The sequence below is a fragment of the Segatella copri genome, assembly GCF_015074785.1.
Lineage (GTDB): Bacteria > Bacteroidota > Bacteroidia > Bacteroidales > Bacteroidaceae > Prevotella.
This window is the reverse complement of record NZ_CP042464.1, coordinates 989,712-1,013,460: the sequence shown is the minus strand read 5'-3', so window position 1 is coordinate 1,013,460 and position 23,749 is coordinate 989,712. Positions and strand designations below refer to the sequence as shown.

Sequence of the window (23,749 nt, the reverse complement as noted above, 5' to 3'; positions counted from 1 at the left end):
TCTTTACTTTGAGCTTTCGGTTTATCAGCCCCTCTGCTTGAAAAGCATCAGGAGCGCCTTCGAGAAGTCCTCGTTAGTGGCAATCGAAGTCCAGTCGACCTTGCTTTTGGCAAAGTCGGTTTTCAGATTCTCCTGCTGCATCAGCCATTGCTGGGTATGGGCCATTCGCAGTTTCTTCGAACTTGTATCAATATACATTTCGTGTCCGGTTTCTGCATCCATCACCTTGAGCAGTCCTACATCAGGCAGCACCTTGGCACGCGGGTCGTAAACCTGGATGGCTACTACATCATGCTTCTGGTTGGCAATCTGCAGCTGATGCTGGAAATCCTTATGATCGTAGAAGTCGCTGATTACGAAAGCTGTGCAGTGGCGTTTCATCACGCGGGTGAAATATTCCAGGGCGCAACCGATGTCGGTACGCTGGCTTTGCGGCTGGAAGTTGAGCATTTCTCTGATGATATAGAGAATATGCTTTCTTCCTTTCTTAGGCGGAATGTACTTCTCGATACGGTCAGAGAAGAAGATGACACCTATCTTGTCATTGTTCTGAATGGCACTGAAGGCGAGTGTGGCAGCAATCTCAGTAGCCAGATCGCGCTTCATCTGCTTCATCGTACCGAAATCGAGCGACCCGCTGACATCTACGAGCAGCATCACCGTCAGTTCCCTTTCCTCTTCAAACACCTTGACATAAGGCTTATGAAAGCGGGCGGTCACGTTCCAGTCGATGTCTCTCACATCATCGCCGTACTGATATTCGCGCACCTCGGCAAAGGCCATTCCCCTGCCCTTGAAGGCAGAATGATACTGACCTGCGAAGATGTTCTGACTCAGTCCGCGAGTCTTGATTTCTATCTTCCGAACCTTTTTTAAGATATCTTGTGTATCCAAAATCCTAAACTATTAACTATAAACTATTAACTGTTAACTATAAACTGTTAACTATAAACTGTTAACTATTAAGGCACTTCCACCTTATTAATGATGCGGCTCACGATTTCCTCGCTTGTTACATTGCTTGCCTCAGCCTCGTAAGAAAGACCGATACGGTGGCGCATTACGTCATGGGCTACAGCTCTTACATCCTCAGGAATCACATAGCCGCGATGCTTGATAAACGCATAGGCTCTGGCTGCCTTGGCAAGAGAGATGCTGGCACGAGGACTGCCGCCGAAGGTAATCATGTCTTTCAGCTCGCCCAGTCCGTAGCGCTCAGGATAACGTGAAGCAAAGACGATATCGGCAATATACTGCTCAATCTTCTCATCGAGATAAACCTCGTTTACTATCTTGCGGGCCTTCAGAATCTCCTCGGCAGATGTTACAGGAGTAACCTCAGGAAGTCCGCCCTGGATATTCTCACGGATGATGAGCTTCTCCTCTTCCAGTGTAGGATAATCGATGATTACCTTCAGCAGGAAACGGTCTACCTGTGCTTCAGGCAACTGATAGGTTCCTTCCTGCTCGATAGGGTTCTGTGTAGCCATTACCAGGAACGGACTAGGCAGTTTGAAGGTTTCATCACCAATGGTAACCTGATGTTCCTGCATGGCTTCGAGCAGCGCACTCTGCACCTTGGCTGGGGCACGGTTAATCTCATCTGCCAAGACGAAATTGGCGAAGACAGGACCGCGCTTTACATGGAATGCCTCATCTTTCTGTGAATAAATCTGAGTACCCACCACATCGGCAGGCAAAAGATCAGGAGTAAACTGAATGCGGCTATAGTCGGAGCTGATAAGCTGTGACAATGTCTTGATTGCAAGTGTCTTCGCCAGTCCAGGCACACCCTCAAGCAGGATATGACCATCGGAGAGAAGACCGATAAGAAGGCAATCTACGAGGTGTTTCTGACCTACGATTACCTTATTCATGCCCATTACCAGGTTGGTAACAAACTGACTTTGTTGTTCTATCCGGATATTCAATTCGCGGATATCAATAGCTTCTGCCATAATTCTATATTTTTACGTTTAATTTCTTAATTCAAACAATATATTTCCAAAACTAAACGCAAAAGTACTCAAATTAAGCCACAAAAGCGAAAAAACCTATCTAAATAATATTAAAAATGTTTCATAAAAGCTATTTTTAGGTTCTTTTAAAGAATAGCTTTTATGAAACAAACGAGATTTCAAATATTTTATCTGTTTTTATGCTTCATGTACCATGGATGAACCAAGAAATTGTACACCAGCAACGATACGATTGTAAAAAGAAGCGCATAGTGCAACATCCCTGATTCAACCATATTATATACAGGATGATCTACGTCAAAATGCGCTCTCGCCGGAAGATTATGGAACAGGAATCCGAGACCGAGTCCCAAGCTCAATCCTAATTCCCAAGCCAGGAAGAACGAATTCACGCTCGTGCCGCGCTGGCAATGTTTGGCAAGCTTGATATAGAAGAGCAGGAAACGGCTTCCGATGATTCCCAAGCTGAAACCCAGCAAGGTTGGAACCACGATTTCTACAGCAAACTCCTGATTCGCAAACGAAATCAGCTGAGCTGCTCCCAGCAGCACCAGACCTACTATTATCTGACTCTTCAGATCTGCATCAGCAAAGACAAACTTTTCTGCCAGAAACGCCAAGACCAATCCTCCGAAAATCATCAGAAAAATGCCAGAAGAATGAGGCAAAGAAAAGTATAATCCCGCAGAAAAAGTAATCAGAATGATATTGACAAACAGCGGAGTTCCCTGTGGCAGATAGAAGCGGTCGAGGCTGAAAACCTTCATTCCTTCGGCAGGCGCCTTGAAAGGAAACTTGGCGCGAGAAACCAGCACGAAGGCTCCCAAAGCCAGCAACGAAGCCGTAGGGAAAACATAGCCCATGCCGAAATAGTTGTAAACAAAAAATGCCAACAAGGGTCCTACAGCTATCGAAAAGCGGGCAAACCAGGAGGTAATATAATTAGCCTCGGTGCGCTGGAACGACTCGCAGGAATCAATAACCAGCGTACTGGCAAGCGTCATCTGAGCCAGCCCCAGGAAAGCTCCCTGCAGAAAACGGACCGCCAGGAGAATCTCAAAAGGAAACCTGATGTTCCAGAACGTATCCAGATAGTAAAGAACCGAAAGGCAAACAACCACACCTAAAATGGAAAGCTGACAGACCATATTCCTGCGGTAGCGCTGCACCAGATAAGAGCAGAAGCCGCCAAACAGGAAAAGTCCAAAGCCGTATGCAAGAAGCACACACCCTATCTGCCACATCTGATAATTCGCCGGAATCAGGAAATAAGGAATGGCAATAATGAGCATGTACACACTCGACATCAGCAAGAGGTTGGCAAAGCATAACCGCCAGAAGTCCTTGTGCCACAGTTTGATATGTACTGGAGTATTTTGTGTATCCATTATTCTAAACTCTTTTATGAATCTATCGTATTTATACTCTCTTACACTTCGCTAAAAAGAGAGTTAATGTTAATAACTCTCTTCAGCGCTAGGATAATCTACGGTCTTCACCGCATCAATATAAGCCTTCACACCCTTGGTCATTTCCTCGCCTACCTGAGCAAAGTGGCGCAGGAACTTAGGCTTGAAGCCCTGTGTCATTCCGAGTGCATCAGCATAAACCAGAACCTGTCCGTCGCAGCCGTTACCAGCACCGATTCCAATTGTTACAGCCTTCACCTTCTTGCTTACTTCAGCAGCGAGCTTAGCAGGAACCTTCTCCAGCACGATGGCAAAGCAGCCTGCTTCATCCAGCGCAATGGCGTCGCTGATAAGCTTCTGTGCCTCAGCCTCTTCCTTGGCACGAATGCCATAACCGCCAAACTTGTTTACGCTCTGCGGGGTAAGTCCGAGATGACCATGAACCGGGATTCCTGCATTAACCAGCGCCTTAACCGTGTCGCAGATTTCTACGCCGCCTTCCAGTTTCAGAGCGTCTACACCCGTTTCCTTCATCATGCGGCAAGCATTGCGCAGCGCCTCTTCCTTGCTGATCTGATAGCTGCCGAAAGGCATGTCGCAAACCACGAAAGCATGCTGGCAGGCACGGGCCACGCTGCGGGCGTGATAAATCATCTGGTCTACGGTAATCGGCAATGTGTCTGCATTTCCTGCCATCACATTGCTGGCCGAATCACCTATTAATATAGAGTCAATTCCTGCAGCATCTATAATTCCGGCTGTTGTAAAGTCGTATGCTGTCAGCATGGTTACTTTCTCGCCAGCCTTCTTCATTTCCGCGAAGGTCTTGGTGGTAATTTTCTTCTTGTCAGTAGATAAATATCCCATTTTTTTTATTTTGATTTATTTATTGTTCTGCGTTGAATCTATTTCGCAGCATCCACGATGCGCTGCAAATCAGCAAAGCCGGAACCTCTGTAATCATCTATTACATAGTCGGATAGCGGCTGGATGGCTTCTCTGCTGTTCGTTGTGGCGAGACCTAGGGTAAAGGCTCCTGAGGCTCTCACCGCCTTCAGTCCGTTGAAGCTGTCTTCCAGCCCTACACAGTCCTCCGGTTCCACACCGAAATAGGCTGCACCTTTCAAATAGCAGTCTGGATGAGGCTTGCTCTCGGCGAAATCCTCGCTGGTCAGCACGCGGTCGAAATAAGCCTTGAATTCCGGGTGACGTTCATAGACATTCAGCATCTTCTGAATGTTGCTGCTCGTTACCACAGCGCATTTTACGCCATGCTGCTTCAAGTCGCTGATGAAGTCTTCGAACCCTGCAATATATTCATACTGCATGGTCTTTTCAAACTCATCCAGTCGGGCTGTAATCTTAGCCTGTTCCTCCTTTGCGCCTGTAAAACCTTCGATGTGGGCGAAGACGGCTTCATCGGTGAAATACTTGTCGTAAATCTGAACCAGAGTCTGTCCTTTGATGCGATATTCGAAATCGGGCATTTCCGGATGATACTCCCTGCCTATCATTCCCCAGAAGATGGAGTACTGCGATTCTGTATCGAAAACCACGCCATCCAGATCGAAGAGTGCTGCTTTTATCATATTTTCTTGTCTGTTTTTATCTATTTTTGCTTAAATTATATTGAAAACGGGTGCAAAGTTACGCAAAAAACTTAATATACGAGCATAATCTGACAGATTTTGATGTTTTTATAGCGTGTTTTCCGATTTTTTACACTACCTTTGCAGAAAAATCAGTAGAAATAAAGAAGAATACATATAATTATATGATAGAAATAATAGAGAAATACTTCCCGAACCTCACGGAAGAGCAGAAAAAGCAGTTCGAGGCACTCGATGCATTATACCGCGACTGGAACAGCAAGATCAATGTCATCAGCCGCAAGGACATCGATAATCTGTACGAGCACCACGTGCTCCATTCTCTGGCTATAGCCAAAGCCATCCATTTCCGTCCGGGCACGGAGATTCTCGATTTCGGCTGCGGCGGAGGTTTCCCAGGCATTCCGCTCGCCATCCTCTTCCCTGAATGCAAGTTCAAGCTGATAGATGGAACGGGCAAGAAAATCAGAGTCTGCAACGAGGTGGCTACGGCCATCAATCTACAGAATCTCAAGGCTGAACACCTGCGCGGAGAAGACGAAAAAGGCAAGTACGATTTCGTGGTAAGCCGTGCGGTAATGCAGCTTCCTGACCTGATGAAGATTATCAAGAAAAACTTTAAGCAGAAGGGGCAAAACGCTCTACCTAACGGACTTCTGTGTCTGAAAGGCGGTAATCTGAAAGAAGAACTGAAGCAATACTTCAAGATTTCAGAAATCACTCCGCTCAGCACTTTCTTCGATGAAGAATGGTTCAGTCAGGACAAGCAACTGGTTTACGTTCCGGCGTAGTAGAAGTGAAGAGTGAAAAGTAATCATAAAGTTCAAAGTAAGAAATGTTACATATAGAAAGATTTCAAGTAAACATGTTGCAGGAAAACTGCTACGTGGTGAGCGATGAGACCAAGGAATGCGTCATCATCGATTGCGGCGCCTTCTATCCGGAAGAGCGCACGGCTATTACACAATATATTAAGGAGAACCAGCTCAAGCCCGTTCACCTGCTCGTAACCCATGGTCATCTTGACCATAACTTCGGCAACAACACCATCTATCAGGAGTTCGGACTGAAACCGGAAGTATCGGCAGCTGATGAAAACCTGATGAAGGGACTTGCCAAGCAGGCAGAAACCTTCTATCAGATACAGCTCGATTACCAGTTTCCGCCTATCGGCAGATTCTTCGAAGATGAAGAGGTCATCAAGTTCGGCAACCACGAGTTCCAGGTCATCGCCACTCCGGGCCACAGCAGCGGTTCCGTCACCTTCTATTGCGAGGCAGAGCACGTAGCTTTCACCGGCGACACCCTCTTCCACAACTCTATCGGCAGAACCGATTTCCCTGGAGGTAGCATGTTCCGCATCATCAACAGTCTGCGCCATCTCGGTCAGTTGCCTGACGAAACCCAGGTGCTCCCGGGTCATGGCGAATACACCAGCATAGGCGAAGAGCTCGCTCACAATCCTTATATGGACCGCTAGAACAAGCGTCTTTTTAAAAAGTCAGGAGATTTATTTGTGATGATCAAGAAATCGAATACAGAGAAGATTATTCTCGGCATTGACCCCGGAACCAACGTGATGGGCTATGGCGTAATCCGCATCATCGGCAACAAGGCAGAACTGGTGGTGATGGGCGTCATCGACATGCGCAAAGAGAGCGATCCCTATCTCCGGCTGGGCAAGATCTTCGACCGCGTAACCGGCATCATCGACAGCTATCTGCCCGACGAGATGGCCATAGAAGCTCCCTTCTTCGGCAAGAACGTGCAGTCGATGCTCAAGCTGGGCAGGGCGCAGGGAGTAGCCATCGCAGCCGCCATTCATCACAGCGTTCCTATCCACGAATATGCGCCGCTCAAAATCAAGATGGCCATTACCGGACAGGGACAGGCTTCAAAGGAACAGGTGGCGGGAATGCTGCAGCGACTGCTCCATATTCAGCAAGACGAAATGCCGAAGTTCATGGATGCTACCGATGCGCTGGGGGCAGCCTACTGCCACTTTCTGCAGATGAACCGCCCCGAGACCGATGCCAAGCACTACAGCAGCTGGAAAGACTTTGCAACAAAGAATCAGAGTAGAATAAAAAAATAAGAGAGATGCAAAAGATTATTAGCATAAAAAACGGTGTTACCCGTATGCCCGAATGGCGTATGGCAGAACCCGTAAACTTCGAGGCGTGCGATGGTGAACACATCGCTGTCGTAGGTCCGAACGGTGGAGGAAAATCAATGTTTGTCGACATCATCGTAGGTCGCCACCCACTCCTGATGCACGATCCTGATTACGATTTCTCACCTAGCCGGAAGACTATGGTGAGCGACAACATCAAGTATATTACCTTCCGCGACACCTACGGAGGCGATAACGACCGCACTTATTTCCTGCAGCAGCGCTGGAACCAGCTGGAGATAGACGAAAACACGCCTATCGTAAAGGATAAACTGGAAGAAGCCTACCAGATGGCCGGCGAAGACACACCGGAGCGCAGAGCCCTGCAGCAGCACATCTACGAGCTCTTCCACATGCAGCACCTGATGGACAAATACACCATCCTGCTCTCAAGTGGCGAGCTCCGCAAGTTCAAACTTGCCTCTACCCTCTTCTCTGAGCCTCGCGTGCTCATCATGGACAATCCGTTTATCGGACTCGATGCTGAAACCCGCAACCAGCTCAAGGAACTGCTCAAGACCCTCTCTTCTGAGCGAGCCCTGCAGATTATCCTCGTACTGAGCAAGAGCGATGACATTCCCGACTTCATCACCCACGTGGTAGAAGTGAAGGACATGAAGGTTCTGCCTAAGGTAACCCTCGCCGAATATCTTGCCGGCAGAGAATCCGTGCCTGCCCATGTGCTGAGCCCGGAGATGGAACAGGCCATCGTAGACCAGCCTTACAGCGACCGCGAATATCACACCCAGGAAGTGGTGAAGATGAACAAGGTACGCATACAGTATGGCGAGCGAATCATCCTCAACGACCTCGACTGGACCGTGATGAACGGCGAGCGATGGGCTTTGAGCGGACAGAACGGAGCCGGAAAGAGTACACTTCTCAGTCTGGTTTGTGCCGACAATCCGCAGAGTTATGCCTGCGACATTACCCTCTTCAACAATCCTCGAGGCAGCGGCGAAAGCATCTGGGACATCAAGAAACACATCGGCTACGTATCTCCTGAGCTTCACCGCTCTTACCAGCGCGACCTGCCAGCCATCCGCATCGTGGCAAGCGGCCTGATGGATTCCGTAGGTCTCTATGTAAAGCCGAAGGAAGAAGATATGGACAAGTGCCGCTTCTGGATGAAAGTCTTCGGACTGGAAGGTCTTGAAGACCGTGGTTTCCTGAAGCTCTCCAGCGGCGAACAGCGCCTCGTTCTCCTGGCTCGTGCCTTTGTCAAGGATCCGGAACTGCTGATTCTCGATGAACCGCTCCACGGACTCGACAACCGCAACCGCCGTCTTGTAAAAGACGTCATCGAAGCCTTCTGTCGCCGCCAGAACAAAACCATGATCATGGTAACGCATTATAAGGAAGAATTGCCAGCGTGCATCGACCACAGCATCTTCCTCTTGCGCCACACCAACGATTAAAAAAAATTGATAATTAATAATTTCAGAAAGATGAGATACATAATATTATTATTTGCGCTCACCCTCAGCATAGCTAAGGCAAGCGCCCAGGATGTATTAAACGAGGTGCTCCGCACTTCTGATGCAATCATCAACGACACCACGAAGAGCATGGACGAGCGCCGTACAGCCCTCTTCAAGTTTGACGCAATGACCTACATGCGCAGCAAGATTCTGCCACCGTATGTAATGCTCGACAAGAATCTGAGCAAGGACACCTTGAACATAAAGGTTCGCTATCTCAACGAGCAGGCCTACGCCATGAGCGTTTATATTACGCTCTATCAGAGGCGACTGAAGGAGGCTTCAAACAAGAACAAGCCGCTCGTTACCCAGTTTTTCAAGCAGGCAACCATCGACCACAAGGCATTTAAGGATGAAGATACAGAGTTTACCCTGGCTTATTACAACACCCCGGATGTTCCTACTCCTTTCTGCCTCGACTGCGATTGGGTTTCAACCTTGGCATTTATCCGCAGCATCGACTGGTCAAAGCTTTAAGAACGTTTTCAGTCAGAAAATATATAAAAACAGATTAGCAGCATCCCTTATGCAGGGATGCTGTTTGTCTATAGGATGGTTATCCAGATACTTTCGTCTCGGTCGCGCGCCGCTGTCATGGCGTTGATGAGCCGCTGCAGCCAGATACGGGAGTTCACCACCATGCCCTCGAACTTGTTCTCTCCAACAAGGATGCAGCCTTGTGTGTCGTCAGGATAATTGCCTGCATGGATGCGGATACCCTCGAAATTCGGCACACCCACCAGCAATGGCAACCAACGTTTGAATCTTGGAGAATACGATATGACCACAGGATAAGTACCCTCAGGAATGGCAGTATGGCCAGGTATCTTACGCGCCTTCACGCCGCTCTTGCGGCTATAGCGGGCATCCACTTCCTCTGGCTTTAGCTTGATACCCAACAGATTGCGCCATGTAGGCTCCATGGTATCGCAGAGATATGTATCCTTGGACAGCAGCTGGCTGTCAAAGGTATGAATCAATTTGCACTTGTCGTCTTTCTTCTTGCCGGGCAGCGAGTTACGACTTACGCTTGCATCGGTCAGCAGATAGAGTCTGCCGATGGTATAAGTTCCCTTTTTAGCTATACGCTTTAATACTATTTCCATTTTGTTTGAATGTTAAGTGTTAAACTATTTTGCGCTAAAACATCTCAGGTCGAGTCCGTCAGAACGGAATAATAGCTTCTTAAAACTGAATAACTGAATACTGAACACCTTTCCGCCCTGCTTTCCGTCAGCTCCGTCGGCATTTACTCCCTTCGGAGGGATTTTCTCGATATAATGGCGGTTCACCCAGTTTCTCAGCATCGTCACCGTACCCTTCTTGCCGAAGTCGTTATGCAGACGTACCATTTCAGCCTGTGCATAAGTGAATGTGTCAGGCAATTGCTGCAGCAGGTTGGTAGGTCCTCGCTTGCTCGATTTCTCTCCTACCTCATTAGCCTTGGCTATGCTGGCACCAAAGAAAATCATCTTGCACCACAGGTCGTAGCTCTCGCTCCATCTGATGAACTCTTCTATTTCGGGTTCCCATTTGCAGCCGTTTGCCACGTATAGCACGCAAGCCTTGAGGAAGGCAATAACGTTGCCACGGAAGGAGAGATTCTCGAACACCCTGTTTTGCGACATGCGCGAAAAGTCGGCGTTCTCATCCTTCAACTTTTCTGCCAGGGCGAAAGCCTCAGCACAGTCTATCCTACCCGACGCCTTGCACAGATTCTCTATGTACGGTCTGAGCGCCTCTCTGAAGGCATCGTCGTATTCGCCGTATACTGGCATTTCGGCACCGATTTCCCGCTCCGGGATGGTACAGAAGTTGATGCGGCTGATAGGTCCGTCGGTGAGCACCTTGGAGAAATATCGCTGCCCCAGCTGGACGGTGGTTGATGCATTCCAGTTGAACCGGATGGTGATGCGCTCGGTGATACTCGATGTGCCCACGCGAGTCTGGCCGTATGAGTTTCCAGGATCAAAGGCAAGGCACATAATCTTGAACTGCTGGTTGCCCTGTCCCTTGAGGGCGTCGAACTGATCTATCTCGTTGAGCGTTGTATAGAGGAAATGCTCCTGAGCCTCAGCCGTGCGCATAACGAAAGCTGGATTGGTCATATCGGCGTCTATCTCCTGGATGATGAGGTTTTCCGGACGCTTGCGCTTATCCTTGTTGGCGCCCTTGCGTGTCACCTCTTCTTTCCATTCCTTCTCCCGTTGCAGGTTCTCACGGTCGCGCTGTCTGATGTCCTCCATAATCATGTTGATGGGCATCTGCACACAGTTCTTGCCTGCGCCCGTACCCGCCAGCAGACAGCACATCAGGGTAGCCTCGTGCTCCACGTTGTCGATATACTTGAAGGTGGTCTTACAGAGGTGTGTAGCAAGTGGCGGGAAGATGGCGTGTGCCACGGCTGGCTTGTATACGTCCGGTGTCTTCGATAACAGCAGCTCCACGAGTTTTGGGAGATGTTCGGGCATCGGAGGTGGAGCTAATTTATCATCTTCCGCATTGGAATCCGTGCCGCCCTCGGAACCCACGGAACTTGCGGATTTGAATGTCACGGCATCCTTCTGGGAGGACTTCTCAGCCTGAGCATTGATGCGGATTACGGCTTGCGACATCGGCTTCGAACTGTCACCATATTTCGCATAGAAGTCGTGGATGAGCTGTTGGCAGTCACGTTCCTGCGAGAAGGCAGGCATCTTCTGCGCCACCACCGCCTTCAGTTCCTCTTCGGGCATCACTCTCGATGCGCCTGCGCTCATAATCGCCAGGAGCGATGAGTGACGCGAGCCTGGGGTGTTGATGTCTACATCCTTCAGACCTGCCGCATTGCGGAAGAGGTCGAAGGCTGCTAGGTTCTTGCCGGTTGCCACAGCGCCAGCATCCTGATGAGCTCCAGCAGGGCTGAGATGAGCAGCATGAGCAGCATTGCTATCACAAGGTTGGGCAGGCTGAACAGCAGAGCCAGCAGAAACAGCGTGATGGCTGTCAGAGCCCGGAAGTCGATGGTCTTGAACATTTTGTTGAGTGTTGAATTTTGAATGTTGAATGTTGAGTGGTTTTGGCTGGGTGCCTTGCTGGATTCGCCCGTCGATAGTGAGCCCACGGTCCAGGTAGGCTTGTCTGCGCTTCTTCAGCTCTTCCTGTGGCAGCACCTCGTACCAGTGGGGCGAGCGATAGATTTCCGACGCCTTGTCGGTGATGAAGAGCATGCGTTCTGGCGTGATACAGCTCTCGTCGTAGGGCACGCCCAGCGCCTCGCAATAGGCTCGCTGCGTCTCCTCGATAGTCATGCCGATGGGCATGCGGATGTCGATGTGCAACTTCTTGCGGGCTGAGTACTCCAGGTGCAGCAAGGCTCCGTTCCAGATGGTGTCGCTGCAGTTCAGCTCCCGTGCCTTCTCTATCGCCTTATCCACATATTCCTTGTCGTCCACGTCGATGGTGGTTTGGAAGAGGAAGCTTTCGGGCACGGCATTTTTCTGCGAACGCCTGTTGTCTCGGAACTGGTAGTAGTGAGCGCAGCGGAAGGGCAGCTGCTTCTTCAGCTCATCGTTACCCCCACGGATGGCAGCTACCAGTTCTGCCATCCAGGGATAAGCGATGGTCTTGTCGTAGACCGAGAGTGGCTGGGAGCTTACGCTCCCCTTATTGCCATTCTTGTACGGATTATATGCTATAATATGTTCCATCGTTCTTGAATGTTGAATGGTGAATTTAATGTTGAATGTTGAGTGTTGAATGTTGAATTTTATGTTGAATGTTGAATTGCCTAACGGTCGCAAGGGCGCTAGCCTAATTCAACATTCAACACTCAACATTCAACATTATCTTTGAATCCGGCAATCAGTTCCTTGTGCTCTACCTTGAGGTAGCGCAGCATGTCCTGCTTGTCCAGGTCACGGCTGAAGGTATAGTTCACCTGCACCGTGCGCTTGGTGGTGCGCACCACGGCATGCTTGGTCTTGAAGATTTCCTCGAAAAGCTTCTCGCCCGTACGTTCATAAGGCTTGAAGTCGAACTCATCGCCTCCCTTCTCGCCAGAGCATACCATTCTGCCCGGTATCACCTTAGGCTGTTCGCAGATAACCTCGGTATCGTTCCATGGCGCCTTGCGGAAGGCGATGGTACCGTTTTCTTCACTGATGATGGCTCCGTCCACCTTCTGGGCGTTGAGGAGCTGCTTCTTTGCTGCTTGTTTCATAATCGTAATAACTTGTTTAAAAGATGAATAATGTCAGTTGATTCTCATATCGTTGATATACAGGCCGTCGGCAGCATATCGGATGTCAATCGGCTTTTCTAGAGGGTCATAACAGATTCTTTTCATCATGACACATTCATGACGCCAACATCTACCTTCGTCCTCCATCACAGGCTGGATATAATCCTTGACCCACTTGTAAAACAACTTACGCTCAGGATCTTTCGAACAGCCTATGGTCATATCTCTCACCACCTGAGAGTCAACGAATATCATGCTTCTCCAAGCTATTCCACATTTTTGTTTCACCTTGTCAGCATTGCCAAAGAATTCACCGAAAAACAAACGTTGTTTAAAAGCCTTCGGAACCTTTTTGGTTTCCGCTTCCACATATATTTCGACCACTTTTCCCTCCGTGTCGGCTAATACCGGGAACAATGTATCTCTGCCGATATCAGTGATGGCAACCAGGTCTTCGAGGCAAAAGAACAAACCTTCGTCGTTGTTCACCACTCTCAATCCGCCATACTGCGGATGATAAAACACATAAGCATTTTCTGCCATATCAATATATCATATTAAAGGGTTGGGCTGCGAGTTATTCGCCAAATTTCTGTTTCAGGAACGGTACCGGATTCCTATAAACAAAAAACGCCCGCAATCAGACTTTGCTTGTCTGATTACGGGTGCAAAGATAGGGCAAAAACACCTTTGGGAAAAATAGGAAAAATAGGATTAATATTTGTCCCATAAAAAAAATCATCTATGGGCAAAGAAATCAGCCACTTTATCATCCATTTCTTGATTTTTTATGTCCTCATAATGATTGAAGACATTGTTGAACGATTTTATCGTAACTTCTTTTCGTATATGGCAATCATCGGTAAGAAATCGATAAATGGCATTGGCACTAACGATATGCTGCGGTGCCAGGATGCCCTTCCTTCTCCAATATCTGATAAACGCAAATATTGCGATATTCATTGGTGAAGACTTGCTAGCACTGGTAGACATTGAATTTAGGCCATTTAGGGTGAGAAATTCTATAAATAAAGAGGCTTGCTCGGCGGTCGTCTCTTCATCTTTTAAAGAAGATGCTTCATCAGTCACAAAAAGGTACTCTCTTTTTCGGCCGACTCTGGTACCATTCTTTAATGGTTTTCTATTCCTTTGTTCTAGGTATTCATAATAGCCATCCAGAGTGGCGATATAGGCATCAAGCCTAGGAAGTTCAGCTTCAACCAAATGATTGTCTATTCTGTTAAAGGTCTCCAGGAAGCGACGTACTACGAGCGCATCATGATAATCTCTTTCCTGCATGGCAACATCTACCAGTATGTGTACGTGTATGCTCATATCCATAGGAGGGAACGCCTCAAATTGTAAATATACTCAATATACTTGCTGTTGCCATTCAATTGAATGACCACGCAAAAAAGGCCGAATCGCCCATACTTCAGTATCAAGCGCAAGAGCTTGATTATAAATCTCCCCATAATTCGAAATTTATAATAGTTAGTAATAAGTTCTTTGTCGCTCGTTCCTTAGTAGAGGACGTTAGAATTTGTTTGCGCTAACAATTTTGCTGGTACAAGCAAATGCCAGGAGAGCTATAAGGGAATACACCCTTAGGGGACAGTTGGTCTCCGATTTCATCATATTTTACTTTCTTTTTTTTAGGTATTTATTTATAGATTAGAATTAGCCTCAAAATAAGTTCGCTAACACATAGAGAGGCGGAAAAACTCACTTATATTTACTTCATAAAAGCCAGCAAGTCCTTTCCCTTATGCATGAGGTTGAGAACCACTGCGGCTTGCATTCCGTAATTTTTCTTATATACCACATAGGCATGGAGGTGGGCATTGAAGGGTCTTTGGTTATCTGTTGCGCCATTGCCCTTGCACTTATCTATGATACGACGATGGTGGTCCCAAGGAATAAGAAAAAGCAATTTGAAATTGTCCGCAGTTTGCGGACGATTTGCCTGTAATGGTGCATAGAGCTTATAAAAGTAGCCATTGGTGGCACATGACGCTTTGAGGCGATGGCTGTAGAACCGGTCGCAATTTGCGACCAGTTCTCCTTTATCTTGATGTTCTATATTATCTGCCATATTTCTATCTTTATTTTTGAGATCACAAATTGTGACTTTGAACATTACCATATTTAACAGTATTCAAAGGTAGTGCTTTTAGCCTTTAAGCCACTATTGCACAACCCCTTTTTGAAAAGAACGTAAAATCAATAGTATTATTGCTATGATTGTAGTTTTATTAACATAAAGCTCTAAAGCAGCCAAAGGAGAACAAAAGCAAGGAAGCAGTGGAGACCAACAAGGACATCGAGCAGTTGTTGCTTTCCATCCAAAAGGCTTTCGATGTGCTTGTGGAAAAGAGAACGGACTTACCTGTTCCTACCATTCGGGACGACACTCGTTCGCCAGCCTCATTACGCTAGAGGCAGGTGTGCTGATAAGCTTGAAGAATATACGGCAGTTTTGGGAAATAGAGCCAGCTTGGATTCCATAGCTGGAACTTATAACGGAGCCCGTTCAGGAGGACACCCGACACGATTATCCTCTCGCTCTGTTGTATAGAGCGGTTTGAAAATGTCTTCGTCAACCTTGGAGGTTACTTCCTTGTAGAACTTGTTATGCCATGCTGACTCATCGTCGTACATACGACTCTCTCGCTTGCACATCAGCCCTGAAGGAGAACTGAACAAGTTGAATTGCTTTGTCTTTGGACTCTTTTGGGATTTTCAGTGATACCTAAAAATTTCTTTGCGGTTTTTCGTGCCCTAATCAATATCCCCTAAAAAGACTGGTTAGTTCACATTCATAATGTTATGATTTTTTGATTAATTTGCGTAATATTCTTTCCCACTTTTTTTCAGATATTAATGATTCTGGAAGATTTGGCAAAAAAAACAAAAAGCCATTAAAATAATCGATCCAATCATGAATGACGAAGCAAACAAAACAAATTAAGCTTGATAATATTTTTATTATTTTGTTCATAACAATATTTTAAATTTTAGTAAAGGTATGTAAGCAAGATAACTTACGGTGTAGAAGGTCTCCGCACCGTTGCAATACTTCAAATATGTGCGCTGCTCGAACTTGTCATAGTCAATCTTGCTCACATAGTCGTAGCCGTATGACTTGTAGCCATGCACCTTCTCAAGCTGACCACCGAGATTGTAAGAGTAAGTAATCTTCTCCTCGTCTGGATAAATCATCCCTAACCCGTAGTGCTTGGATTTTATATGGAAAAACTTTCAAAGATACAAGGGAAATTTCCTCTGATAAGCCCTGACGAATTTTAAGGCGGTTTATAGCCTTGTTTTGTTGATACTTTCATACGTCTTTATTTTATGTTTTATCTAAAGAACGATTGACATTTGATTTTATTGCATAGAATTGCAGCATTATCTCAAAATACTGATCTATCAATGGTTTTATACGTATTACGCTATATTTAAATAATCATAGAAAACTTTGCGACACGCATATATTTCAATTAAAATCGAATGATATGCTTTATAAAATAGAGTTAGCTTGGATTCCATAGCTGGAACTTATAACGGAGTGTTACCACCTAATGTTGAAACAACACTCACATTAAATGCTGATGGTACCTATTTGTTGATACAGTCATACAATGAAAAGCAGAACAAACAGGAATGGTTAAAAGGTTCTTTCCATGTGCTTGACTACAACATCCTGATGCTTGTGTATCCTTCGAACGGGGACAATCTATTTTATAAGAGTGAGGGATGTCAACCATATTATTCTGATAGATTCGTTTGGTAATGCCCCCCAAAAAGAGAATCGGAAGAACTATTCTCTTAAGAAGAAAGGATGAAATGTAAATAAACTGTGCAGAACTATAATTGATATAGCTTGGCACAGTTTATTTTATACTTATTTTATTTCAGCAATGAGCTAAAGAAAACACTATTAAAGCATAAAGTTTGAATACTAAAATACAATCCGTGGACAACATAGGTGATGCCCACGAATTAATTGTTAAAAACATATTACTTGTTACTATGTTTTTTTTCTATCAATTCAATTCTTTTCGTATTTTCATCACAGAAAAGGACGCCGTCAGGTAAAGAGTTTATAGGATAAATAAAACAACTACGTTTTTGTTTCTTTACTAAATATTTTATATCATATAATAATTCTCCTGACAATATCAAAGTGTCGGCTTCAAATGAAGTAAAATAGAATTCTTCAATTTTATATTTCTTTCCCTTACTTTTTATCCATTTGGAAATGTTAAGCGTTCCATTTCTATTATCTTCAATAGTAAGTCTTAAAGATATTTTCATGTCGGAAAGTTCGAACTTTCCGACATAAGATTTAATACCTTTAGCTAACATATTGGATTGATGTCCTATGAAATATTGTATAAAAAAGAGAAAGAAAAATATAAGCGATATTTTTTTTGTCATAATTTTATTTCTTAACTTTTTTAATTTGGTACGATACCATTAGCCAATGCATCTGCATGATCCTCGGGACACTCGTACCCCTTGTCTGCTGTAGATTATAGAACGTCAACACCATAATCGGCTTTCACCTCAGATGCTACGCTTGTAAGCTGACCATGGTCTGTTGGACTGTTGCTTACCTGGAAGCCTGCTATCAGATGGCTCTCCGCATCAACAGCTGTTTGCTCATCATGACCGACACAAAAGCCTTCGTTGGCTTTCTGATTCGGTCATCGAGTTTGCTTAGAGTAAGGTTGTTGTCCTTAGCATTTACAGCCTTAAACTTGCTTCCATCAATAGAGATGTACGACTTGGAAAAGAGCTTCTGTCCCATGCAAAACTTGTTGAACTCTTTAAAAACTTTTTGTAATAGCCTTCTTGTCTTCCACAAAGCCATGGGATGAAAAGTCTCTCGTTGATAAGCTGTCTTGTTTGTTGTCAGCATTGGAGTTCCAAATGTTCTCTGGTTCATGTACAGTTTGCAATGGTACTTTAACAATAGAGTCAGAAGCCACTTTCTCATAGTCATTTGCAGAATGATCTGTTTGTTCCTCAAAACTTAAAAAGAAAAAATTTCTTCCCCAACCATTACCAAATATAACATCTAATGGTTCCCCTGTATCTTTCCATATTCTGACTCTTGCTGCAAATCCAAAATCAAATTTAACGGCAGTACTATCATATGTAAAAGTTACAGTATAGAACTTTCTTCCTATCTGTTTTCTTATTTGAGGGCGGCTGTCTCCTCCGTAATCCTCCTTTTTGAAAACTTGAACATCCGATACGTTAGCCTCTTTAAAATATGGAACATACGCAGGACCAAAGGTCAAAGCCACGTTTCTTGCGCTATTTACAAGAGTACTATTGTCTAAGACCTCTGGTCGCTTGCATGAACTCAAGAATAGTGTACATAATACCGCTATTCCCCAAACTACAATCCTTATAGATGGTATTTTTTTCATAATTCGTAATTTTTAATATTTATATTCTTGAAATATTGCGTATTGATTACTCTCTATTGATCCTTTCCACCAATTCGTCTGGTGTAAGTATCTCCATCTTGGAGAAACCAAACTACTTCTTGCCTAAGTCCTTAATGGATGCACCTATGTGATATACATAGTTCGCTGCTCTCCTTTTTTCTATTTTATCTGTCATATTTATATTCATTTTTCTAAAATCACAAATTGTGACTTTGAACATTACCATATTTAACAGCATTCAAAGGTAGTACTTTTAGCCTTTAAGTCACTATTGCACAACCCCTTTCTTCGAAAAGAACGTAAAATCAATAGTTTTATTGCTGTGATTGTACTTTTATTAATCGCTTCACTCGTTGTACCGTACTTACTGTTAAACTTGGGTTAACTTTACAGTTTTTTTTAGGAGCTTGGCTTTTTTTACAAAAAAAAATCGTAAATTTGCAGCGAGAAAATAAAAACTTGAAGAATAAACAACATAAAAAATAAACTTATGAAGAAAATCTCGTTGATAGTGATGAGCTGCATAATAGCTTGCGGACTGCTCGCCAACCACAGCATCGTGAAGGGCGGAGAAATGTCGCCTAAGGTAGAGGACACGGTATCGATTGCCAAGAAAATCACTGATAGTCAATGGCTATCGAACAACTCCGACACGTTGGAAGTGGACACTGCTGGCGAAGACTCGGTGGTGAATGTGGTGGCCTACTTCTGCAAGGGCGACACCTGCGAATACTGGATATATGAGAATGAGTGGAAGGTGGACGGCAAGGACACGGTGAAGACGCTCGGCGTATCCACCCAGGTGCGCCTCGTGGTAAACGATTCCACCAGCAAGGGCTATAAGATGAGCTACACCTTCCTGGACGTAAAGGCCGATTCGGTGGGCGACAACTTCCGGGACAAGATGATGGCCATGATAGCGGAGCGCACCGCCAAGAGCGTGATAGGCACCACCATCAACTTTGAGACCGATGAATACGGTCGCATCACCAAGATTACCAATCTCTCGCAAATCAAGAAGCAGGCAAAGGCTCTCTTCAAGGCGAGTATGAAGGACATCGCCTCCATGCCCATCATGCAGGCAATGAAGAAGGCGATAGGTTTAGACTTCATGAAGATAGGCAACCAGGCTAACACCGACGAGGTGGTGGAGGGCTACCTGGAGGAGCTGAAACTGCTCTTCGCCTGCCACGGAAGCCAATATGCCGTGGGCGAGCATCACGAGCACGAGGATGCCACCAAGGATAGCTACGCCAACGACACTTATATCAATGCCAGCCTAGAGAAGAATGGCAACTACACAATCTCCTGCGAGGTGGTCAGCGTGATACCAAAGGAGACTGTGAAGAAGGTGATGGGCGGACTGATGGGTGCCTTCACGGAAGGACTGAAGGGCAAGAAGACCGAGGACGGCAAGGATCATGATGGCGACATCAAGGACTTGAACGACGAGTTTAAGAAGGAGATAGACAAGGCAGTTGACCAAGATGCCCAGACCTCGGAGTATCTCAGTGTGACCTGCTTCGAGGATGGCTGGCCTAGCAGCGTGTTGAAGCAAAATAAATCTGTGATGGCTGGCCGTGGCAAGCTGAAGCAGAAACTCATCGAGGCTTGCCGATTCGCACAGCGCGAGAAATGATGAACTATTTCGACCTGTACAGATTGAATACAAGGTGAAGGATACCATCTTTATTGTATTAACAGACTCTGTTGGTAATGAGCCAGAGGGTGAGACTACAAAATTTTATGTGTTGAAAAAGTAAAAAATATGCGACTTATAAAAAACGTTGATAGCAATTTTGCTACTCACGTTTTTTATAAGTCGTGACATATTACTTGATTATTTATTCAAAAATTCTAAACAAACCATACATTATAGACCCAAAACCAACAAAATATCCTTTAAGATAATCAATATAGCTTATTGTAAAACTCGGTGGGTAATTACGCCTGTCTTTGTATGTGATATTTAGGAATGTAATACCAAAGGATATTGCACAAATACTATCATATCTTTTAAATAAGATGGTTGTTATTCCTAAGCATATCATCAAAATTGAAAAAATCAAGTAAGTGCCATTTTTTATGGCACTTACCGACTTTTTGTGCTTAATAACAGAAAACATTATTGCAATTCCTGTTATAGACGCTAATATTCCCCAAAGACAAATATCGTTCATAATTATTACTTTTTGCAAATAGTACTATCGTTTTTGACTTCTTCTTGTTTCTTTTCAATTATCATATCTGTAATCCTTTCGGCTCCAGATAATTTTAAATTAGTTCCTTGCTTTAGGATTTCTGTTCCAAGTTCAATACTTAACATTATGCAATCTTTTGCATAATCATATTATTTTTCACTTATGACGAAGCTTTATATACAAGCCCAAAATTATTATCGTATTTATGGCAAACCAAATAAAATTTATAGTAACACCAGTATCGAATATCTGGTAAACCATATTTATGATAGCATCATTATCTATAGTTTCTACCTCGTATTTTATACTAACATACGCATTTACCACAAAGATAGCATAAACAAAAACCATTAGAAATGATATAATCAAGTAAATTATTAACAGTTTCTTCATAAACAATCATCTATTAAAATCCTGACTACTACTATTGCTTCCACTTCCAAAAGAACCAAAACCATTCCCACTTGAAGAAGAACGTGTATTTGAATTGCCTTTTTTATTGGACAGTAGTGAATTATGATAAATCGAGTTACTTCATTAAAATTGATTTATTATTGTAGCCATAGCCGATAATCTTTACATCTACTTTTGAATGGATTAAAGTTTGTGAACCTTGTATCTTGTATTGGAAGTAGATTGTATCTATTTTCTCTGTTGTGGCTATTTTGAGAGTTTTAACTTGATTGAATGTTTCCATTGTTGTCTTTTTGAATTTTTTATTGTCGCAAATAACCACTCTTTTTTTTACAATATATCCTCGTTGGTCTGTCTTGTATTCAATAGCAACGTATGCCTCCAAATTATTTTTTTGAAACTCAATAGGATATTTACATTTTCTTTTCAATTCGTTTATAAACAACTCTTTATTTCTATAGTCTGGATTACCTGTGCTTACTTGGCATACATCAAATAGTTGCGGAGATGTTTCCACAAGAGACACATTAGTATTGGAGTTGCATGAACCAAATACTACCAAAACTGTCAATAATATAATACCCACTAATTCCTTCATCTTTATTCTATATGATTTTATCTATGACTCCACTTTAAAAGTGGATTAAATTTGAATTAAACATATGGCTTGGAAAGCCTTTATGCAATCCTCGGCGTTAACTAACTCTGACAACGTAGAACACACCTTGTTTCGGCTTTGCATTGCCCTCGTCCAATCTGCGAAACACCTCGTCTATGCGCTTATTGGTTGCTTCAATGTGCTTATCGGTATCTTGTTGATGTTGCAGGATTTCCAACTGATGATATTCCATCGTTTCCAAACGACTAAAAACAGAAGCATTGTTTACCATAAAGTGACGCATGGAAACAAATGCTCGCATGATCTGAATATTAACCTCAATAGCTGTTTGTGAACGAAGAACGCTACTAAGCATTGCCACGCCTTGCTCTGTAAAAGCATAAGTTGAATAGCGGTTGCCGCCTCTTCCATTTGAGATCACAATTTGTGACCTCAAACATTCTTCTCTACTCAATTCAAAACGAAAATCATAGGGAAATCGCTCTATGTTACGCTTTACAGCTTGATTTAACACCCTGGTTTCCACTCCATAAAGTTCTGCCAAGTCTCTGTCTATCATAATTTGATTCCCATCATTTTAAGATAGTCTGATAACGTTCCCATACCTACAGACTTCCTGTATTCGTCAACTTTCTCAGGATTCTCCAGCTTGTAAAGATGCCATTTGCCGTCCTTGTCTTCTTCCAATTGGGTGCCATATCGCTGTGGACGACCTTCGAAAAGGCAGATACGGTCTTCCATCATCGCCACATTCTCACGAGGAATATCACCTCTCTCTGCAGCCTTTAGGAACAATGGCAGATATTTCCTTTGCATCTCGACCGATGAATGCTGAACAACAAGCCAATAAGCTCTACATGCATCACCAACCTTGTCCTTACCGACAAATCCACGTGAATCAAGGATTTTAAAAATCTTCTGTTGGTTGATGCTGTCAATCGTAGCCATTACGGAAAAAATGGAATCTATCTTTGCCTTGTCTTGTGGCTGCTGTCTTGATGTCATCCTCCATTCCTGTCGAATGGCTTGGTCATCCTTTGCTATTTCGAGCAGTTGATTGCGGAGAGGAATATCGTAGTTGGCTTCTTTCCTTGTCTGACGCTCATGCATCGCATTCATGATTTCATTCCATCGCACATCATCATGAATAGGGAGCAGATCTTTGTCAGTTTCTATGTTCAGACTATACCATTCTGGTTCAGCTTTCATTCTCTCCTCAAGAAACCAGAACGCAGCATCTTTATGACCTGCCAGTGATGCCACACATGCAGCATTATAGAGATGCTGGCCGCGAACGTAGTTTTTAAAATCAAATGCATGGGTGAAGTATCGTTCAGCTTCTTGATAATTCTGCTGCATGTAGGATGAATCAGCTTTTGATATTAGACTATTGTACTTCCGACTTTCCTCCACATCAGGTAAAGTACCAGACTGCATCACTCTGATGCTCTTGTTCTTGAAATCCTCCAAAGATATAGCTACAGACTGCATATTATGCATATCAGTTACATCCCAATGATAAACACCTTTCTCTGGCCATTTCTTAGATTCTGTCTGCATGACATACATTATTCCCAGTATTGTCTTACCAGCCTTATTTATTCTGTCAACACAAACAAGTCGGTGTTGTCTTTTATTGAAATATAGATTTCGCCAAATGTTTTCAACATCATTCTTTGGTAGCTTCCACAAAGTTGTCCTGGTTACAGTCAACACTCCATCCTTGCTGATCTCATAATCAGGAACCTCACAGCTGTTCACTCCTTCAAATACATACATATTATCATCAACAGTGCGTAAACCATTCACAGGAAATGGTACATCCTTGGTTATTGCCCTAATGTATTTTGTGTATTCAGTCTGATTTTTTGTAGAGCATGATGTCATAAGCACAACTGCTCCCAATATAAAAATACTTTTCTTCATTTTATCTGTCATTTTTATATTCATTTTTCCAAAATCACAAATTGTGACTTTGAACATTACCATATTTAACAGCATTCAAAGGTAGTGCTTTTAGCCTTTAAGCCACTATTGCACAAACCCTTTTTGAAAAGAACGTAAAATCAATAGTTTTATTGCTATGATTGTGTATTTTTAATCGCTTAACTCGTTGCACCGTATCTACCCCTTAAACGGATGATTTCCCGACAACAGGAGTCGATAACATTACAAT

Annotated in this window: 28 protein-coding genes; 7 read left to right on the top strand and 21 right to left on the bottom strand. The window is 44.1% G+C overall.

Annotated elements, in window-relative coordinates; translation table 11 throughout:
* Window positions 1–24: 24 nt before the first annotated feature.
* The 5 genes from FO447_RS04515 to FO447_RS04495 form a co-directional block, all read right to left on the bottom strand.
* Entirely contained in the window at window positions 25–894 is an 870-nt protein-coding gene (locus tag FO447_RS04515) for a DUF58 domain-containing protein (protein WP_006846686.1), read from the bottom strand.
* A 68-nt stretch (window positions 895–962) separates the two neighbouring features.
* Window positions 963–1,958, bottom strand: coding sequence for an AAA family ATPase (locus FO447_RS04510; RefSeq protein ID WP_117586534.1), 996 nt, complete (start codon window positions 1,956–1,958; stop codon window positions 963–965).
* 188 nt (window positions 1,959–2,146) lie between these two features.
* Window positions 2,147–3,367, bottom strand: coding sequence for an MFS transporter (locus FO447_RS04505; protein ID WP_200757891.1), 1,221 nt, complete (start codon window positions 3,365–3,367; stop codon window positions 2,147–2,149).
* 69 nt (window positions 3,368–3,436) lie between these two features.
* On the bottom strand, window positions 3,437–4,255 hold the full coding sequence (panB, locus tag FO447_RS04500) for a 3-methyl-2-oxobutanoate hydroxymethyltransferase (protein ID WP_022120572.1): 819 nt from the start codon (window positions 4,253–4,255) through the stop codon (window positions 3,437–3,439).
* 38 nt (window positions 4,256–4,293) lie between these two features.
* Complete coding sequence (locus tag FO447_RS04495; RefSeq protein ID WP_200757889.1) at window positions 4,294–4,977, bottom strand: HAD family hydrolase; 684 nt, start codon at window positions 4,975–4,977, stop codon at window positions 4,294–4,296.
* A gap of 185 nt (window positions 4,978–5,162) precedes the next feature.
* On the opposite strand from FO447_RS04495, the gene rsmG reads away from it, so the two are divergent.
* The 5 genes from rsmG to FO447_RS04470 are packed head-to-tail and all read left to right on the top strand — an operon-like array spanning window position 5,163 to window position 9,129.
* A complete protein-coding gene (gene rsmG, locus FO447_RS04490) occupies window positions 5,163–5,789 on the top strand; it encodes a 16S rRNA (guanine(527)-N(7))-methyltransferase RsmG (RefSeq protein ID WP_040552760.1) in 627 nt (208 codons plus the stop codon).
* A 44-nt stretch (window positions 5,790–5,833) separates the two neighbouring features.
* Window positions 5,834–6,478 (top strand): MBL fold metallo-hydrolase, encoded by a 645-nt coding sequence (locus FO447_RS04485; RefSeq protein WP_200757887.1) that lies wholly within the window; start codon window positions 5,834–5,836, stop codon window positions 6,476–6,478.
* Between the two features lie 39 nt (window positions 6,479–6,517).
* The gene (gene ruvC, locus FO447_RS04480; RefSeq protein ID WP_006846693.1) at window positions 6,518–7,093 is read left to right on the top strand and encodes a crossover junction endodeoxyribonuclease RuvC; all 576 of its coding nucleotides are present in this window, start codon (window positions 6,518–6,520) and stop codon (window positions 7,091–7,093) included.
* Window positions 7,094–7,098: 5 nt separating this feature from the next.
* Window positions 7,099–8,589: an ATP-binding cassette domain-containing protein gene (locus FO447_RS04475; RefSeq protein WP_200757885.1), complete on the top strand. Its 1,491-nt coding sequence runs from the start codon at window positions 7,099–7,101 to the stop codon at window positions 8,587–8,589.
* Between the two features lie 30 nt (window positions 8,590–8,619).
* A complete protein-coding gene (locus tag FO447_RS04470; RefSeq protein ID WP_200757883.1) occupies window positions 8,620–9,129 on the top strand; it encodes a hypothetical protein in 510 nt (169 codons plus the stop codon).
* Window positions 9,130–9,197: 68 nt separating this feature from the next.
* Here the strand turns inward: FO447_RS04470 and FO447_RS04465 are convergent, their stop codons facing one another.
* The 8 genes from FO447_RS04465 to FO447_RS04430 all read right to left on the bottom strand — a co-directional run bounded on the left by FO447_RS04465 (window position 9,198) and on the right by FO447_RS04430 (window position 16,096).
* Window positions 9,198–9,758 (bottom strand): DUF5675 family protein, encoded by a 561-nt coding sequence (locus FO447_RS04465; RefSeq protein WP_200757882.1) that lies wholly within the window; start codon window positions 9,756–9,758, stop codon window positions 9,198–9,200.
* Window positions 9,759–9,782: 24 nt separating this feature from the next.
* Window positions 9,783–12,341, bottom strand: a complete 2,559-nt coding sequence (locus tag FO447_RS04460) for a hypothetical protein (RefSeq protein WP_200757881.1) — start codon at window positions 12,339–12,341, stop codon at window positions 9,783–9,785.
* A 122-nt stretch (window positions 12,342–12,463) separates the two neighbouring features.
* Window positions 12,464–12,853: a hypothetical protein gene (locus FO447_RS04455; RefSeq protein WP_117588149.1), complete on the bottom strand. Its 390-nt coding sequence runs from the start codon at window positions 12,851–12,853 to the stop codon at window positions 12,464–12,466.
* A 33-nt stretch (window positions 12,854–12,886) separates the two neighbouring features.
* On the bottom strand, window positions 12,887–13,417 hold the full coding sequence (locus FO447_RS04450) for a hypothetical protein (RefSeq protein WP_200757879.1): 531 nt from the start codon (window positions 13,415–13,417) through the stop codon (window positions 12,887–12,889).
* A gap of 195 nt (window positions 13,418–13,612) precedes the next feature.
* Complete coding sequence (locus tag FO447_RS04445) at window positions 13,613–14,209, bottom strand: hypothetical protein (protein WP_200757877.1); 597 nt, start codon at window positions 14,207–14,209, stop codon at window positions 13,613–13,615.
* Between the two features lie 400 nt (window positions 14,210–14,609).
* Window positions 14,610–14,969 (bottom strand): hypothetical protein, encoded by a 360-nt coding sequence (locus tag FO447_RS04440; protein WP_200757875.1) that lies wholly within the window; start codon window positions 14,967–14,969, stop codon window positions 14,610–14,612.
* A gap of 422 nt (window positions 14,970–15,391) precedes the next feature.
* Window positions 15,392–15,535, bottom strand: a complete 144-nt coding sequence (locus tag FO447_RS04435; protein WP_182429251.1) for a hypothetical protein — start codon at window positions 15,533–15,535, stop codon at window positions 15,392–15,394.
* A gap of 336 nt (window positions 15,536–15,871) precedes the next feature.
* Entirely contained in the window at window positions 15,872–16,096 is a 225-nt protein-coding gene (locus FO447_RS04430) for a hypothetical protein (protein ID WP_118201086.1), read from the bottom strand.
* A 349-nt stretch (window positions 16,097–16,445) separates the two neighbouring features.
* Here FO447_RS04430 and FO447_RS16255 point away from each other — a divergent pair, with 349 nt between their 5' ends.
* Window positions 16,446–16,670: a copper resistance protein NlpE N-terminal domain-containing protein gene (locus tag FO447_RS16255; protein ID WP_367379691.1), complete on the top strand. Its 225-nt coding sequence runs from the start codon at window positions 16,446–16,448 to the stop codon at window positions 16,668–16,670.
* 227 nt (window positions 16,671–16,897) lie between these two features.
* Here FO447_RS16255 and FO447_RS04420 read toward each other — a convergent pair whose 3' ends face one another.
* From FO447_RS04420 to FO447_RS04410, 3 genes are all read right to left on the bottom strand, one after another.
* A complete protein-coding gene (locus FO447_RS04420; protein WP_118201088.1) occupies window positions 16,898–17,317 on the bottom strand; it encodes a hypothetical protein in 420 nt (139 codons plus the stop codon).
* A gap of 193 nt (window positions 17,318–17,510) precedes the next feature.
* Window positions 17,511–17,690 carry a hypothetical protein gene (locus tag FO447_RS04415; RefSeq protein ID WP_200757873.1) on the bottom strand — a complete coding sequence of 60 codons (180 nt, stop codon included), beginning with the start codon at window positions 17,688–17,690 and terminating at the stop codon, window positions 17,511–17,513.
* Window positions 17,691–17,709: 19 nt separating this feature from the next.
* On the bottom strand, window positions 17,710–18,318 hold the full coding sequence (locus FO447_RS04410; RefSeq protein WP_200757871.1) for a hypothetical protein: 609 nt from the start codon (window positions 18,316–18,318) through the stop codon (window positions 17,710–17,712).
* Window positions 18,319–18,829: 511 nt separating this feature from the next.
* On the opposite strand from FO447_RS04410, the gene FO447_RS04405 reads away from it, so the two are divergent.
* Window positions 18,830–19,978 carry a hypothetical protein gene (locus FO447_RS04405; protein WP_200757869.1) on the top strand — a complete coding sequence of 383 codons (1,149 nt, stop codon included), beginning with the start codon at window positions 18,830–18,832 and terminating at the stop codon, window positions 19,976–19,978.
* A gap of 205 nt (window positions 19,979–20,183) precedes the next feature.
* Here the strand turns inward: FO447_RS04405 and FO447_RS04400 are convergent, their stop codons facing one another.
* From FO447_RS04400 to FO447_RS04380, 5 genes are all read right to left on the bottom strand, one after another.
* Window positions 20,184–20,519 carry a hypothetical protein gene (locus tag FO447_RS04400; RefSeq protein WP_200757866.1) on the bottom strand — a complete coding sequence of 112 codons (336 nt, stop codon included), beginning with the start codon at window positions 20,517–20,519 and terminating at the stop codon, window positions 20,184–20,186.
* A 5-nt stretch (window positions 20,520–20,524) separates the two neighbouring features.
* Window positions 20,525–20,665 carry a hypothetical protein gene (locus tag FO447_RS04395; protein ID WP_181976548.1) on the bottom strand — a complete coding sequence of 47 codons (141 nt, stop codon included), beginning with the start codon at window positions 20,663–20,665 and terminating at the stop codon, window positions 20,525–20,527.
* Window positions 20,666–21,069: 404 nt separating this feature from the next.
* The gene (locus tag FO447_RS04390) at window positions 21,070–21,552 is read right to left on the bottom strand and encodes an energy transducer TonB (RefSeq protein ID WP_200757864.1); all 483 of its coding nucleotides are present in this window, start codon (window positions 21,550–21,552) and stop codon (window positions 21,070–21,072) included.
* Between the two features lie 97 nt (window positions 21,553–21,649).
* Window positions 21,650–22,132, bottom strand: a complete 483-nt coding sequence (locus FO447_RS04385; protein ID WP_117729795.1) for an ORF6N domain-containing protein — start codon at window positions 22,130–22,132, stop codon at window positions 21,650–21,652.
* Window positions 22,129–23,499: a DUF6624 domain-containing protein gene (locus FO447_RS04380; RefSeq protein ID WP_234699060.1), complete on the bottom strand. Its 1,371-nt coding sequence runs from the start codon at window positions 23,497–23,499 to the stop codon at window positions 22,129–22,131. The genes FO447_RS04385 and FO447_RS04380 overlap by 4 nt, the downstream gene beginning before the upstream one ends.
* Window positions 23,500–23,749 lie beyond the last annotated feature (250 nt).

Excerpts from the sequence above, each read along its gene's own strand:
- FO447_RS04510 (WP_117586534.1), bottom strand. The coding sequence starts at position 1,958 with ATGGCAGAAGCTATTGATATCCGCGAATTGAATATCCGGATAGAACAA.
- FO447_RS04505 (WP_200757891.1), bottom strand. The coding sequence starts at position 3,367 with ATGGATACACAAAATACTCCAGTACATATCAAACTGTGGCACAAGGAC.
- panB (WP_022120572.1), bottom strand. The coding sequence starts at position 4,255 with ATGGGATATTTATCTACTGACAAGAAGAAAATTACCACCAAGACCTTC.
- FO447_RS04495 (WP_200757889.1), bottom strand. The coding sequence starts at position 4,977 with ATGATAAAAGCAGCACTCTTCGATCTGGATGGCGTGGTTTTCGATACA.
- rsmG (WP_040552760.1), top strand. The coding sequence starts at position 5,163 with ATGATAGAAATAATAGAGAAATACTTCCCGAACCTCACGGAAGAGCAG.
- FO447_RS04485 (WP_200757887.1), top strand. The coding sequence starts at position 5,834 with ATGTTACATATAGAAAGATTTCAAGTAAACATGTTGCAGGAAAACTGC.
- ruvC (WP_006846693.1), top strand. The coding sequence starts at position 6,518 with ATGATCAAGAAATCGAATACAGAGAAGATTATTCTCGGCATTGACCCC.
- FO447_RS04475 (WP_200757885.1), top strand. The coding sequence starts at position 7,099 with ATGCAAAAGATTATTAGCATAAAAAACGGTGTTACCCGTATGCCCGAA.
- FO447_RS04470 (WP_200757883.1), top strand. The coding sequence starts at position 8,620 with ATGAGATACATAATATTATTATTTGCGCTCACCCTCAGCATAGCTAAG.
- FO447_RS04465 (WP_200757882.1), bottom strand. The coding sequence starts at position 9,758 with ATGGAAATAGTATTAAAGCGTATAGCTAAAAAGGGAACTTATACCATC.
- FO447_RS04460 (WP_200757881.1), bottom strand. The coding sequence starts at position 12,341 with ATGGAACATATTATAGCATATAATCCGTACAAGAATGGCAATAAGGGG.
- FO447_RS04455 (WP_117588149.1), bottom strand. The coding sequence starts at position 12,853 with ATGAAACAAGCAGCAAAGAAGCAGCTCCTCAACGCCCAGAAGGTGGAC.
- FO447_RS04450 (WP_200757879.1), bottom strand. The coding sequence starts at position 13,417 with ATGGCAGAAAATGCTTATGTGTTTTATCATCCGCAGTATGGCGGATTG.
- FO447_RS04445 (WP_200757877.1), bottom strand. The coding sequence starts at position 14,209 with ATGAGCATACACGTACACATACTGGTAGATGTTGCCATGCAGGAAAGA.
- FO447_RS04440 (WP_200757875.1), bottom strand. The coding sequence starts at position 14,969 with ATGGCAGATAATATAGAACATCAAGATAAAGGAGAACTGGTCGCAAAT.
- FO447_RS04435 (WP_182429251.1), bottom strand. The coding sequence starts at position 15,535 with ATGTACGACGATGAGTCAGCATGGCATAACAAGTTCTACAAGGAAGTA.
- FO447_RS04430 (WP_118201086.1), bottom strand. The coding sequence starts at position 16,096 with ATGATTTATCCAGACGAGGAGAAGATTACTTACTCTTACAATCTCGGT.
- FO447_RS04420 (WP_118201088.1), bottom strand. The coding sequence starts at position 17,317 with ATGACAAAAAAAATATCGCTTATATTTTTCTTTCTCTTTTTTATACAA.
- FO447_RS04415 (WP_200757873.1), bottom strand. The coding sequence starts at position 17,690 with ATGGGACAGAAGCTCTTTTCCAAGTCGTACATCTCTATTGATGGAAGC.
- FO447_RS04410 (WP_200757871.1), bottom strand. The coding sequence starts at position 18,318 with ATGAAAAAAATACCATCTATAAGGATTGTAGTTTGGGGAATAGCGGTA.
- FO447_RS04405 (WP_200757869.1), top strand. The coding sequence starts at position 18,830 with ATGAAGAAAATCTCGTTGATAGTGATGAGCTGCATAATAGCTTGCGGA.
- FO447_RS04400 (WP_200757866.1), bottom strand. The coding sequence starts at position 20,519 with ATGAACGATATTTGTCTTTGGGGAATATTAGCGTCTATAACAGGAATT.
- FO447_RS04395 (WP_181976548.1), bottom strand. The coding sequence starts at position 20,665 with ATGTTAAGTATTGAACTTGGAACAGAAATCCTAAAGCAAGGAACTAAT.
- FO447_RS04390 (WP_200757864.1), bottom strand. The coding sequence starts at position 21,552 with ATGAAGGAATTAGTGGGTATTATATTATTGACAGTTTTGGTAGTATTT.
- FO447_RS04385 (WP_117729795.1), bottom strand. The coding sequence starts at position 22,132 with ATGATAGACAGAGACTTGGCAGAACTTTATGGAGTGGAAACCAGGGTG.
- FO447_RS04380 (WP_234699060.1), bottom strand. The coding sequence starts at position 23,499 with ATGAAGAAAAGTATTTTTATATTGGGAGCAGTTGTGCTTATGACATCA.